This is a genomic window from Janthinobacterium sp., from assembly GCF_009923995.1.
In the GTDB taxonomy this organism is placed as follows: domain Bacteria; phylum Pseudomonadota; class Gammaproteobacteria; order Burkholderiales; family Burkholderiaceae_D; genus Janthinobacterium.
On record NZ_RFSK01000028.1, the window covers coordinates 60,814 to 74,189 of the forward strand.

13 protein-coding genes and 1 pseudogene are annotated in these 13,376 nt (G+C 64.9%); 12 read left to right on the forward strand and 2 right to left on the reverse strand.

What is annotated here, in order from left to right; all coding sequences use genetic code 11:
* Positions 1-6 precede the first annotated feature (6 nt).
* From flgC to EBS11_RS15410, 12 genes are all read left to right on the forward strand, one after another.
* Positions 7-423, forward strand: a complete 417-nt coding sequence (gene flgC, locus EBS11_RS15355) for a flagellar basal body rod protein FlgC (RefSeq protein ID WP_102296958.1) — start codon at positions 7-9, stop codon at positions 421-423.
* A 3-nt stretch (positions 424-426) separates the two neighbouring features.
* Positions 427-1,083 carry a flagellar hook capping FlgD N-terminal domain-containing protein gene (locus EBS11_RS15360; protein WP_290604031.1) on the forward strand — a complete coding sequence of 219 codons (657 nt, stop codon included), beginning with the start codon at positions 427-429 and terminating at the stop codon, positions 1,081-1,083.
* A 60-nt stretch (positions 1,084-1,143) separates the two neighbouring features.
* Complete coding sequence (locus tag EBS11_RS15365; RefSeq protein ID WP_290604033.1) at positions 1,144-2,400, forward strand: flagellar hook-basal body complex protein; 1,257 nt, start codon at positions 1,144-1,146, stop codon at positions 2,398-2,400.
* Positions 2,401-2,426: 26 nt separating this feature from the next.
* Positions 2,427-3,155, forward strand: coding sequence for a flagellar basal-body rod protein FlgF (gene flgF, locus EBS11_RS15370; protein WP_290604035.1), 729 nt, complete (start codon positions 2,427-2,429; stop codon positions 3,153-3,155).
* A gap of 33 nt (positions 3,156-3,188) precedes the next feature.
* Positions 3,189-3,977, forward strand: coding sequence for a flagellar basal-body rod protein FlgG (flgG, locus tag EBS11_RS15375; RefSeq protein ID WP_290604037.1), 789 nt, complete (start codon positions 3,189-3,191; stop codon positions 3,975-3,977).
* A gap of 11 nt (positions 3,978-3,988) precedes the next feature.
* A complete protein-coding gene (gene flgH, locus EBS11_RS15380) occupies positions 3,989-4,651 on the forward strand; it encodes a flagellar basal body L-ring protein FlgH (RefSeq protein WP_290604039.1) in 663 nt (220 codons plus the stop codon).
* 9 nt (positions 4,652-4,660) lie between these two features.
* The gene (locus EBS11_RS15385; RefSeq protein WP_290604041.1) at positions 4,661-5,773 is read left to right on the forward strand and encodes a flagellar basal body P-ring protein FlgI; all 1,113 of its coding nucleotides are present in this window, start codon (positions 4,661-4,663) and stop codon (positions 5,771-5,773) included.
* Between the two features lie 24 nt (positions 5,774-5,797).
* A complete protein-coding gene (locus EBS11_RS15390) occupies positions 5,798-6,187 on the forward strand; it encodes a rod-binding protein (protein WP_290604057.1) in 390 nt (129 codons plus the stop codon).
* An 81-nt stretch (positions 6,188-6,268) separates the two neighbouring features.
* Positions 6,269-7,633, forward strand: coding sequence for a flagellar hook-associated protein FlgK (flgK, locus tag EBS11_RS15395; protein ID WP_290604043.1), 1,365 nt, complete (start codon positions 6,269-6,271; stop codon positions 7,631-7,633).
* A gap of 10 nt (positions 7,634-7,643) precedes the next feature.
* Positions 7,644-8,555, forward strand: a complete 912-nt coding sequence (flgL, locus tag EBS11_RS15400) for a flagellar hook-associated protein FlgL (protein WP_290604045.1) — start codon at positions 7,644-7,646, stop codon at positions 8,553-8,555.
* A gap of 5 nt (positions 8,556-8,560) precedes the next feature.
* Positions 8,561-9,604 carry a hypothetical protein gene (locus tag EBS11_RS15405; RefSeq protein WP_290604046.1) on the forward strand — a complete coding sequence of 348 codons (1,044 nt, stop codon included), beginning with the start codon at positions 8,561-8,563 and terminating at the stop codon, positions 9,602-9,604.
* Between the two features lie 154 nt (positions 9,605-9,758).
* Positions 9,759-10,853: a glycosyltransferase family 9 protein gene (locus tag EBS11_RS15410; protein WP_290604048.1), complete on the forward strand. Its 1,095-nt coding sequence runs from the start codon at positions 9,759-9,761 to the stop codon at positions 10,851-10,853.
* Here EBS11_RS15410 and EBS11_RS15415 read toward each other — a convergent pair.
* Both EBS11_RS15415 and EBS11_RS15420 read right to left on the reverse strand, forming a co-directional pair.
* Positions 10,838-12,997 carry an EAL domain-containing protein gene (locus EBS11_RS15415; protein ID WP_290604049.1) on the reverse strand — a complete coding sequence of 720 codons (2,160 nt, stop codon included), beginning with the start codon at positions 12,995-12,997 and terminating at the stop codon, positions 10,838-10,840. The two genes, EBS11_RS15410 and EBS11_RS15415, sit on opposite strands and share 16 nt — an antisense overlap.
* A gap of 123 nt (positions 12,998-13,120) precedes the next feature.
* Positions 13,121-13,376: pseudogene (locus EBS11_RS15420) on the reverse strand (hypothetical protein); the annotation flags it as partial.

Below are 13,376 nucleotides of genomic sequence, written 5' to 3' on the forward strand. Positions count from 1 at the left end.
ACCAGCATGAGCTTCCAGGATATTTCCAAGATCGCCGGTTCGGCGATGGCGGCGCAGACCGTGCGCCTCAATACCATCGCCAGCAACCTGGCCAATGCCGATTCCGTTGCCGGTTCCGAAGGCGAAACCTACCGCGCGCGCAAGCCCGTGTTTTCCGCCGTGATGGATGGCCCTGGCGCCAGCGGCGCGGGCGGCCGCGTGCAGGTGCTCGACGTGGTGCAGAGCGATGAACCGCTGCGCAAGGTCTACGAGCCGGGCCACCCGATGGCCAATGCCGATGGCATGGTGTTCTACCCCAACGTCAATCAGGTGGCCGAGATGACCGACATGATGTCGGCCTCGCGCGCGTTTGAAACGAACGTCGAAGTTCTGGGCCGCATCAAGTCGATGCAGCAATCGCTCCTCAAATTAGGTGAAGCATAAGTCATGGAAACCACTCTCTTTACAAATAACAACAGCAGCGGCTCGGGCAGTTCCAGCAATGCCGTGGCATCGCAAAACAATGCCACCCAGGACATGTTCACCAAGCTGCTGGTGGCGCAGATCAAGAACCAGGACCCGCTCTCGCCGACCGACCCGAGCCAGTTCGTCAACCAGCTGACGCAGCAGGCGCAGACGGAAGCGATGCAGAACCTGTCCGCGCTGACGAGCGCCAATGCCAGCGTGCTGCAAACCATGCAGGTGCTGGCACTGGGCGCGCAGGTGGGTTCGGAAGTGATGGTCAACAGCACCACCGTGCAACTCGACAGCAGCAAGGTCAACGGCAGCATTTCGCTGGCGGCCAACAGCAGCAGCACGACGGTGACCCTGAAGGGCGCCGACGACAAGGAATACAAGATCGAACTGGGCGCCAAGGCGGCCGGCAGCGTGGCCTTCACCATCGATCCCGTGGCACTGGGCTTGCCGGCAGGCACGTACACCATGGATGTCACCACCAGCAGCGCCGAAAAACCGACGGTCGATATCGCTGGCAAGCTCAACAGTGTTCGCCTGTCCGCCACGGGCAGCATGATACTCAGCGTCGCCAACCTGGGCGAGATCAACCCCGGCGCCATTACCGGCTTTAACGGCAAGACCAGCTGATACAGCCATCCCCCCTGCTTCCTGACCAATTAATCCTGTCCTTCATTTAAGGAAACGACCATGAGTTTCGACATCGCACTGTCCGGCATCCAGGCCATCAACCAGCAGCTGAACACCAGCAGTAACAATATCGCCAATGCCGGCACCTACGGTTTCCGCAGCAGCCGCGCCAACTTCTCGTCCATGTATGCGGGTGCGCGCGCCACGGGCGTGGAAGTCGGTTCGGTGACCCAGAGCATGTCGCTCAATGGCGGCGTGCTCAACACGGGCCGCACGCTCGACGCGGCCATCGACGGCCGTGGCTACTTCGTCAGCCGCGATGCGCAGAACACCCTCACGTACAGCCGGGTTGGTATCTTCTCGGCAAGCAACAGCGGCTACCTGACGGACTCGAACGGCAAGCTGGTGCAAGGCTATGCCACCGTTCCCGGCCTCAATACCCTGGGCCCGATGGGCGACATCAAGATTCCTACCGGCCAGATTCCTGCCAAGGCATCGGAAAAATTGACGTACACGGGCAACCTGTCCTCGGACTGGGTCGCCAAGACCATTCCTTTCGACAAGGGCAACCTGCAAAGCTACAACGCCGTCAAGGGCTCGGTGGTGTATGACTCGCTGGGCGCCAAGCACCCCTTGAACCAGTACTTCATCAAGACGGACGACAATACGGTCAAGATCGAATACTTGCTGGACGACAAGCCACTCGCGGCGCCGGCCACGGCGACGATCCTGAAATTCGGCACGAATGGCCAGCTCGAATCGATCAATGGCGCGACGGCCACGAACATCCCCGTGCCGCCGGCCGTCAAGCCCGCCGACTGGAAGCCGATCTTCGCCACCGTCAGCATGGGCGCGACGATTGCCGGCGCCGATGCGCTGGCCTTCGCCGTCGACTACAACGACACCACCCAGTACGCCGGCGAAGCGACGACCTCGATCAACAAGGCCGACGGCTATGCCTCGGGCACCTACACGGGCGTGGAACTGGCGGACGACGGCTCGCTGGTGGCCAAGTACACCAACGGCGAAAAGCAGAATATCGGCACCATTGCCCTGGCGACCTTCGCCGACGAAGGCGCGCTGACGGCCGTCAACGATACCAGCTGGATCGCCTCGACCGGTTCGGGCACGCCGCTGTACGAGCGTCCTGGCGTGGGCATGGCCGGCAAACTGGCCACGAGCTCGCTGGAACAGTCGAACGTCGACATCACCACCGAACTGGTGGGCCTGATGACGTCGCAGCGCAACTATCAGGCGAACTCGAAGGTCATCTCGACCGAGAGCGCCATGCTGCAATCGCTGATGCAAGCGCTGTAATCGCCACGACGCAAGGGTAAAGCAAAATGGATGCGCTGATTTATACGGCCATGAGCGGGGCCGACCGGGCCCTGCGGGCACAGCAGGTACACGCCAACAACCTGGCCAACATCGAGACGGGCGGCTTCCGCGCCAACCTCGAGGTGTCGACCGCCCAGCCGCTGCAGAACGGCTACGGCTACGACGACCGCCACATGACGCAGACGCAGTCGAGCGCCGTCGGCACGCGCACGGGCGCCATCAAGGAAACGGGCCGCGAGCTCGACGTGGCCATCACGGGCAACGGCTTTCTCGCGGTGCAATGGCAGAACGGCGAAGCCTACACGCGCGCCGGCGCCATGGACCTCGATGAAACGGGCGCCCTGACCATCAACGGCCGGCCCGTGCTGGGCGAAGGCGGTCCCATCACGATTCCCGAGCACACCAGCCTGGCTATCGGCGCCGATGGCACGATTTCCATCCAGGTGCCGGGTACGGCGCAGATGCAGACCGTCGACAAGCTCAAGCTGGTCAACGCGGAAGCGGGCGAACTGACGAAGAACGAGGCGGGCCTGATCGTGGCGCGCAGCGGCGAAGACTTGCAGGCCGATCCCACGGTACGCGTGCGCGACCGCCACCTGGAAGGCAGCAACGTCTCGGCCGTGGAGGAAATGGTCGCCACCATGAGCCTGAACCGCAGTTTCGAGATGCAGATGAAAGTGTTCAAGGCCAGCGATTCCATGACGGAATCGGGTAACCGCCTGCTGGGTGCTTAAGCCCAACGCCAATCAAATTACGAGGAGTAAACCATGAATCCAGCAATGTGGATCAGCAAGACGGGCGTGCAGGCGCAAGATGCAAAACTGCAAGCCATCGCGAATAACCTGGCCAACGTCAACACGGTGGGCTTCAAGCGCGACCGCGTCGTCTTCGAAGACCTGTTCTACCAGGTCGAGCAGCAGCCGGGCACGCAGCGCGCCGACAACACCCTGTCGCCATCGGGCGTGCAGCTGGGCAACGGCACGCACATGGTCGGCACGCAAAAGGTGTTTACCACCGGCAGCCTGCAGACGACGAGCCGCGAATTCGACGTCGCCATCACGGGCAACGGCTTCCTGCAGGTGCTGCGCCCGAACGGCGAAGCGGCCTACACGCGCGCCGGCCAGCTGGGCATCAATGAAAACGGCGTGATGGTCAACGCCCAGGGCTTGCCCCTGGTGCCGCAGATCACCGTGCCGAACAATGCCACGGCCATCACCATCGGCGAAAACGGCATGGTCACGGCCACCGTGCCGGGCAACGTCAACGGCACCCAGCTGGGCCAGCTGAACCTGTCGAGCTTTGTCAACCCGACGGGCCTGCTGGCACTGGGCGAGAACCTGTTCCAGGAAACGGCATCGAGCGGCACGCCGACGGAAGGCCGTCCGGGCGAAGGCGCCCTGGGCAAAATCAAGCAATTCGCCCTGGAAGGTTCGAACGTGCAGGTGGTCGAGGAAATGGTCGACATGATCGCGGCCCAGCGCACCTACGAAATGAACACCAAGGTGCTGTCGGCCGCCGACAATATGCTGCAATACCTGGCGCAAGCGGCACGCTGATGACAGTCACCATGAAAGCCACGGCAGTCCTGCTGCTGGTGCTCACTGCCGGCTGCGCCAGCCGGCCGCCCGCGCCCGTGGCGCCCAGCTTTTCCGACACGCCGCTGCCGGTGGCGCCGCGCAGCGTGGCGCGCGGCGGCGTTTCCGGCGGCGTCTTCAATCCCGACGCGGGCCTGGACCTGATCTCGGACAGCCGCGCCTTCCGCGTGGGCGACGTCGTCACGGTGGCCCTGCAGGAAACCACGCAGGCCAGCAAGAAGGCCGGCACCTCGTTCAACAAGGGTTCCACCGTCGGCGTGAAGGCGGCCAACGTCCTTGGCAAGACCTTGCCCAAGACGGGCATAGACCTGTCGGCCGACCGCAATTTCGCCGGCGACTCGACCAGCACGCAGCAAAACGCGCTGTCCGGCGCCATCACCGTGATCGTGCAGGAAGTGCTGCCGAACGGCTTGCTGCGCGTGCAGGGCGAAAAAACCCTGACCCTGAACCAGGGCGAGGAATTCGTGCGCCTGCGCGGCTACCTGCGCTCGTCCGACATCGATTCGAACAACCAGGTGTCTTCCTTGCGCATCGCCAATGCGCAGATCGCCTATTCCGGCCAGGGCACCCTGGCCGAAGCCAATACACCAGGCTGGCTGACGCGCTTTTTCGTCGGCCCATGGATGCCGTTTTAAGGTGACATCATGAAATTCCGCTCCGCCCTGCCCCTGGCAGCCATGCTGGCCGCGCTGTCCGGCCTTGCCCTGCCCGCCACCGCCGCACAAGTGCTGCGCAACCTGGTCAGCATCGAGGGCGTGCGCGACAATCCGCTGGTCGGCTATGGCCTCGTCGTGGGCCTGAACGGCAGCGGCGACACCACCCAGGTGAAGTTTTCCAGCCAGTCCGTGGTCAACATGCTCAAGCAGTTCGGCGTGAAGATGCCCGATGGCGCCGAGGCGAAAAGCAAGAACGTCGCCACCGTCATGGTCAGCGCCGTATTTCCACCAGGCTACCGCCGTGGCCAGGCCATCGACGTCACCGTGTCGTCCCTGGGCGATGCGAAAAGCTTGCGCGGCGGCACCCTGCTGCTGACGCAGCTGCGCGCGGCCGACAATGAAATCTATGCGCTGGCGCAAGGCAACGTGGTGGTGGGCGGCCTCAACGCCACCGGCAAGAGCGGCTCGTCCGTCACCGTCAACACGCCCACCTCGGGCCGCATTCCCAACGGCGCCAACATCGAGCGCGAAATTCTCAGCGACTTTTCCACCAAGCCATCCGTCACGCTGAACCTGCGCCATCCGCATTTCGAGACGGCCATCAATATCGTCGAAGCCGTCAACCGCCGCTTCGGCGCCGTCGCCACCACGCGCGACGCCACCAGCGTGGACGTGCTGGCGCCGGAAAACCCGACCCAGCGCGTGGCCTTCATGGCCAAGCTGGAAGCCTTGACCGTCGACGTGGGCGCCGATACGCCGAAAGTGGTCTTCAATTCGCGCACGGGCACCGTCGTCATCGCCGAAGGCTTGCGCGTGAAGGCGGCCGCCGTCACGCACGGCTCGCTGAAGGTGGTCATTTCGGAAAGTTCCGCCGTCAGCCAGCCGGCACCGTTCGGCCGCGGCCAGACCACCGTCACGCCGCAGTCGAAAGTCTCCGTCGACCAGGGCAACGGCAATATGTTCAAATGGCCGGCCGGCGCCAAGCTGCAAGCCATCATCGACGTCGTCAACAGCCTGGGCGCCTCGCCCGATGACATCATGGCAATTCTGCAAGCCCTCGACCAGGCTGGCGCCATCGAAGGCGAACTGGTCGTCATCTAACGCGGCACTGAAAGCTGAATGGAAATGAATATCAACGACAGCAGCAGCGCCCTGCCCTCGGCACTCGACGACCGCTCTCCCGCGGCAGCCACGCCGGCCGACCCGCGCTACGCGGCCAAGGCCACCGAGGCAGCCGTCAAGTTCGAAGCCTTCTTCATCTCGCACATGCTGCGCCAGATGCGCTCGGGCACGCGCGAGATGGCGGGCGAGGACAGCGTCTTCAAGGACCCCATCAACAGCGACATGCTGGAAATGGCCGACAACCTGGTGGCCGACAAGATGGCCGGCCAGCGCGCCTTCGGCATCGCCGACGCCATCCTGCGCCAGCTGCTGCCCCCGGCCAGCGCCCCCGCCAAGGCAGGCAGCGCTGTCAAAACCGACAATATTGCAGCGCCGCTTAATAAATCCGCCTGAAGTGTCGCCTGTTCAAGTTAAGAACGATACACAGCCTGCACCGTCGCACGCGCCACACTGTTTACGAAAGAAACTTGCCCAATGAGCATCATCAGCAATGCATTGTCAGGCAGCATCGCCGCCCAGGCCGCCCTCGGCGCCGCCAGCCAGAATATCGCCAACCTGCAGACGGCCGGCTATACGCGCCAGGGTGTGCTGCTGGCCTCGCTGGGCGCCGGCGCCGGCGTGCGCTCGTCCGGAAATGGCGTGGAAGTGTCGTCGCTGCTGCGCTTTGCCGACGCGTACAAGAGCCAGCAGATGTGGCGCGCCGCCTCGGACCAGGGTTTCCGCTCGCAGACGCAGCCCTACATCACCCAGCTCGAACGCATCATGGGCGATGACACGTCCAGCATCAGCAATGGCATCGACGGTTTCTTCAAGGCCCTGAACGCGGCGGCCGTCGACCCCACCTCGACGCCGCTGCGCCAGCAGATCATTACCGCCGCCGATGCCATGTCGCAGAATTTCAACAGCATCAGCAATGTGATGAACAACCAGCTGCTGTCCGTGCACCAGCAACGCGAAGCGATCATGCCGCAGGCCAATACCGCGCTGGCCAACATCGCCAAGTTGAACGAACGCATCAGTACCTCGACGGCCTCCGGCACCAACGTCTCGGCACTGATGGATGCGCGCGACCAGCTGATCGACGGACTGGCCTCGCAAATGGCCATCGAAGTGACGGACCAGCCGGACGGCTCGCGCGATATCTCGCTCAAGTCAGGCCAGCCGCTGGTGCTCGGCTCGATGAGCAGCACACTCAGCAGCAAAATGTCGGCCACGGGCGACCAGACCCTGGACTTGAAGTTCGGCAACTCGATCTTCCAGCTCGACAATGTTGCCGTCGGCGGCCAGCTGGGCGGCCTGGGCGAGTTTGAAGAAAACACCTTGAAGCCCATGCAGCAATCCGTGCGCGACCTGGCCAGCACGTTGGCCAGCAAGGTCAATACGCAGCTGGCGGCCGGCAAGACCATGAGCGGCAGCGTGGGCGGACCGCTGCTCGTCTACGCCAACGGTAGCTTGTCCATCAGCAAGAATTTCACCGCCGCCGACCTGGCGCTGGCATCGCCCACGGGTGCGGCCGGCGACAGCCAGAACTTGCAAAGCTTGATCGACATCAAGAACCAGTCCGCCAGCGTCAGCTGGGTGGGCACCGTGCTGATCAGCGATGCGGACACGCAGCTGGTGGGCAAGCTGGGCATTTACAGCCAGCAGAACCAGTCGCTGCTGAAAACCGCCGATACCGTGCGCACCCAGGCCATCAATGACTGGAAGTCCACCAGCGCCGTGAACAAGGACGAGGAAGCGATGAACCTGGTGGAATTCCAGAATATGTACCAGGCCAACATGAAAGTCATCTCGGTGGCCAACACCCTGTTTGATGCCACCCTGCAAATGATGGGCTAAGGAGAAGAATATGCGCGTCGCCAGCAGCCAGTACCAGTCACTGATTAATATTTCGATTCAACAAAACCAGGATCGCATCAATTTCCTCACGCAGCAAATGTCGTCGGGCTTGCGCATCCAGCTGCCATCGGACGATCCGGTCGGCAACGTGCGCATTTCGCGCCTGACGCGCGAGCAGGCGATGGTGACCCAGTATCAGGAAAATATCGCGTCCGTGAAGACGCGCCTGCTGAAAAATGAAAACTACCTGTCGAGCATGGTGACGGACATGGGGCAGGCACGCGACCTGCTTGTCTGGGCCGCCGACGGCAGCAATGCGCCTACCGACCTCAATGCGATGACCGAATCGCTGCGCGCCATGCGCGACAGCGTGTTCTACACGTCGAACCTGAAGGACCAGGAAGGCCGCTACATGTTTTCGGGCACCGCCACGGACACGCCAGCCCTCAAGTACGACAGCACCCAGCCCGTCGGTTCGCGCTACAGCTACACGGGCAATACGGAAACCCAGACCGTGGTGGTGGGCAATGGCGTGACGCAGGCGGCGAACGTCGACGTGAAGAACCTGGAAACCTGGCTCAACAAGATGGACACCACCATCGAAGCGCTGAGCGCGGCTGATGTCAATCCGGCTGACCCGGCCACGCGCGCCATCGTCATGGCGGGCCTCGACGGCACGGATGACGGCATGAACTTGCTTTCGGGCAAAATCGCCATTTTCGGCGGTGCGCAAAATATCCTGACCACCCTCGACAGCAACCTGGCCAACGTGTCGCTGTCGAACCAGACCGCGCTGACGGACCTGAAAAAGGCCGACATCGGCGCCGCCGCCATCGAGCTGACCGGTTACCAGACAGCGTTGCAGGCAACCTACAAGGCTTACTCAAAAGTGGGCAACCTTTCCCTGTTTGACCTTCTCTGACCATCATGCAAATCGTTCAGACTTCCTCCCCATCCGGCGTCAGCACCAAAGGCACCGGCACGACCCGCGTCGCCGATGATGCGTCCACCGCCATCGACGGCAGCGCCGGCGCGCGCGCCGAAGGCACGGCGGGGAAGAGTTCGGCGGCAAGCCTGAAGCGTGGCCTGAGCAACTGGGACCACCAGTTGCAGGGAGAAATTTCCAATGCGCAGCAAACGCTGGATTACCTGGAACGCAGCAGCAGCCAGCTGCAGGCGCTGAAAAGCGAGCTGGCGGCCAAGCTGGCCGCGCGCCAGGGCCGTGACGGCCAGGTCGAGGCGCGGGTACGCCAGTTCAGCAATACGTGGCGCCAGCGCGCCAGCGCCTCGGGCGGCAGCCTGGACGCACAGCTCGGCTATACCAGCCCGCAGGTGGCGCAGCAGAATTTCAGCATCCGCGGCCTGACCATGGCCAGCCTGCAGGACGGGCCGCAGGAAACCCTGGCCTTTTCCGTCGGCGGCGCCAACCAGGCCATCCGCTCGGTCAACATCGAGCCGGGCCTGAGCGCAGAGCAGATCGTCGCCCGCTTCGACCAGGCGCTGATGCCGTCGGGCATACGCGTCAAGCAGGGGGAAAGCGGCGAACTGGTGTTCAGCACGCCGGAAGGTGCCTGGGCCAACGTACGCGACAGCCTGTCCGTGCGGGGCGGCGGCATCCGTTTCCCGACGGGCCAGATGAACCGCGTGCGCACGGATGCGGAACCGGCCGCCATCGCCCCGGAAGAATGGGATACCAGCGACGTGGAAGCCCTGCGCGCCACCTTGCAGCAAGTGGTGCAGGCCCTGGCCCAGCTGCAGGCGGCGCGCAGCTCCGTCAGCCTGGCGCTGGCGCAGGCCACGGGGCGCGTGGCCAAGGCGCAGCCCGTGCAAGCCAATGTCAGCATGGATACCCTGGCGGAAAGTTTCACGGAAAAAGCCAGCAAGCCGGGCTATGAATCGCTGCTGGCGATCAGCTCGGCACTAGTCGGCATCAGCCGCGAGCGCGTCGTGGCCCTGCTGGGCTTGCGTTAACGCCTCTTTCCCGTGCGCCCTGGGCTGGCGCACGCGGCAATAAAATCCGCGGCGCCCCTAGCTGCGGGGAGTGGAAATCCGTAAGATGCTGCTGGTACGCTTGCATATTGACAAGTACGCCAGCGCATCCCCGTCATCCACCTCCGGAGTTCCCTTGATAAAGACCGCCGCCCGGCTGATCAGCTATGCCCTGCTGGGCAAATCCGACAAGCAGCCCCTCGATATCGCCACGGTGCGCAAGGTATTGATTTTGCGCAACGACAAGATCGGCGACATGATCGTCACCACGGCCCTGCTGCGCGAACTCAAGAAAAACTATCCCCACTGGCAGATCGACGTGGCCGCCAGCAGCGCCAACCGCGACGTGATCGCCGACAATCCCCACGTCAGCGATATCCTCATCTGGGACAAGCAGCCGCTGCTGCGCGACTTGCGCACCACCATCGCCGACCTGCGCCGGCGCCGCTACGACGTCATCTTCAACCCCTACAACCGCTTTTCGATCCCCTTGCTGCTGCGCATCAAATGGCTGGGCGCGCGCTACCTGACGGGCTTTGCCATTCCCAAGTACGGCACGTCGACGGCCAGCCTGGGCATGTTCGACCACACGGTGCCGTGCGACCGCAGCCGCCACATCCTGCACAGCTACTTCGCCACGTTCGCGCAATTCAAGCTGCGCGACATCGACCTGCGCTACGAACTGTTCGGCGTGGACGCCCATGCAGCCTCCGTCGACGCGGCCTGCGACGCCCTGCTGCGCACGCACGAGGGCCTGTTCTGCCTGAATTTCCAGGGCAGCAATGCGCAGCGCACGGTCAGCGTGGCCGACGCCCAGCGCTGCTGCGCCGCCCTGGCCGCGCGCTACCCGCGCCATGCCCTGCTGGTGATCGCCGCGCCCGGCACCGAGGCGCGCGCCGCCGAGATCGTGCGCGGCGCCGGCCACGCCAACGTGATGGCCGCGCCGCCCACCGGCCACATCCTGGCGCTGGCGGCCCTGATACGCCGCTGCGCACTGGTGCTCTCGCCCGACACGTCGGTGATCCACCTCGCCTCGGCGTATGACAAGAAGATCGTCGGCTACTACATCCGCACCGACAACTACCGCTGGTTCTATCCGGCCAGCCGCCACTACCGCGTCATCCTCGCGCCGGGGCTGACCCTGGCCGAGGTGAGCGCCGACGACACGCTGGCCGCCGTGACGGCGCTGATGGAGGGCGACGCGCCGGCGGCACTTCACGCCGCCGGCTGAGCGCCCAGCAGCCGCTCCAGCTGCCCTGCCGGCAGCGCGCCGGAAAAGAAATAGCCCTGGGCATAGTCGCAGCCGGCCGCGCGCAGCAGGTCGCGCTGCGCCGCCGTCTCCACGCCTTCGGCCACGACCTTCAGCCCCAGCCTTTGCGCCAGCGCGATGATCGCCTCGCACAGGGCCAGTTCCGCATCGCCCTGCCCCAGCGCGCCCACCAGCGAGCGGTCGAGCTTGAGAACGTCGATATCGAACTTCTTCAGGCATGCCAGCGACGTCTGGCCGCTGCCGAAATCGTCGAGCGCCAGCGCCAGGCCCATGGCGCGGAACTGGCGCAGCCGCTCGTTCACCTGGCGCGCCTCGTCGAGCAGCACGCCTTCCGTCATTTCGATGGCGATGGCGCCCGGCGGCAAGCCTTCGCGCCGCAAATGCTCGGGCCAGCCCTGGTAGAGGGCGGCATCGCCGCGGAATTCCACCGGCGACTTGTTGATGCTGATCTGGAAGCTGGCCCCGTACGCCGCTTGCCACTGCTGCGCCTGGCGCACGGCCTGGCGGAAGACCCAGTCGCCGATATCGGTGATCAGGCCGTTCGCCTCCGCGAAGCCGATGAATTCGGCGGGCGCCAGCAGGCCGCGCAGCGGGTGGCGCCAGCGCAGCAGCGCCTCGGCCCGCGCGATACCCCCGTCGTGCAGGCTGACGATGGGCTGGTAATGCAGTTCGAACTGGTCCTGCGCCAGCGCCAGGCGCATGTCGCGCACCGTGTTGCGGCGCAGTTCCGCCGCCTGCTGCAGGGCCGGCGTGAAATAGCGGTAGCCGTTGCGCCCGCCATTCTTGGCCGCATACATGGCCTGGTCGGCATGGCGCAGCAGGGTATCCACCGAGTCGGCGTCGGCCGGGTACAGCGCCACGCCCACGCTGGCGGACACCTGCGCGCTGTCGTCGTCGAGCGCGAACGGCATGGCCAGCGCGGCGACGAGTTCCTGCACCACGCGCTCGATGCCGCCCAGCTGTGCCACGCCGGCCAGGATGACGGTGAATTCATCGCCGCCCAGGCGCGCCACCGTATCCGTGGCACGCACGCGCTCGCTGATGCGCCGCGCCGCCTGGCGCAGCAGCAAGTCGCCCTTTTCGTGGCCGTAGCGGTCGTTCACCTGCTTGAAATGGTCGAGGTCGATGAACAGCAGGACCAGGCACGTCCCCTCGCGCCGGGCGCGGCGCGCCTCGTTGTGCAGGCGGTCGAGAAACATGTGGCGGTTCGGCAAGCCCGTCACCTGGTCGAAATTGGCTTGCTGCCAGATGCGCCCGGACGCCTCGCGCTGCGCCGTGATGTCGCTCACCAGCGCCAGCGCGCCCAGGTAGGCGCCTGCCGCATCGAAGATGGGATTGGTGGCCAGCGTGGCCCACAGGGCGCTGCCGTCGCGGCGCACGAACTTGAACTCATGGCGCTCGGCGATGCCGTCCTGGCGCCGGGCGATGTTGCGCTCCAGGATGGCGCGCCCTTCCTCGTCCATGAAAGAGGCCAGCGGGCGGCCCAGCATGTCCTCGATCTGGCAGCCCAGCATGTGCGCCATCTTCGGATTGACAAAGCTGGTCAGCGCCTGCGCGTCGATTTCCCAGATGCCCTCCTCGGCGCTGTGCACGATGCGCCGGAAGCGCTCCTCGCTGCGTTCGAGCGCGGCCAGCTTGCCTTCCGCCTGCTCCAGCACCAGGCGCAGCGCCTGGCCATTCGGGTCGGCGCTGCCCAGCAAGCTGACGGGCAAGCCCGCCTCCTGCGCGCCGGGGCGCAGCCGCACCTGCAGCTGGATGCGCTCCGGTTCGCTGCTATTGAGCACGCGCTGGACGAACTGCTCGTAATCGTGGCGGAAGGCTTCATGCACATAGGCGCGGAACAGCACGTGGCCGGGCCGCGCCCGGGGCAGGCCGAACAGCTCGGCCGCCACCAGGTTCATCTGCACGATGGCGCCGTCGAGTCCCAGCACGAAATAGGCGACGGGCGCCAGCAGGTACAGATCGTTGAAATACGCCTGTTCGCGTTCGGCCTTCACGCGCTGCGGGCTGAAGACGCCATCGTCGAGCAGCGGCGCGGCTGGCCACGGCACGTGGCCGTGCCGGGAGGAATCCGGAGCAGGTACCGCAGGCGGCGTGTTGTCCATGGCTATCCTTTGCACCACCGCCCAGTCAGCCAGGCGGATGCTGTCCCGAGACTAGCACGCGCCGTGCGCAGTGTCGAGCCATGCGCGCGGCGGATAACGATTCTGCAACAGGACGGACGGCCTTCAGCGCCCCATGCCGCGCCGGCGCAGGCCGAAGTCGTGGCCGACCACCAGCAAGGTGCTGGCCACCAGGCTGGACAGGCCCACAATCAGCTGGATCAGCTTATCGTCCGGCAAGATCCACAGCGACGACTCCGGCGTCCCGCAGCCCGTGGCGGCGCTGATCAAGGGCGACACCCAGGCCGCGTCCGGCGTCACGTCGAGCACGACGGCGCCATCGGCGCTCGTCTGCATGTAGATGTCGCCGCCCACGGCCAGG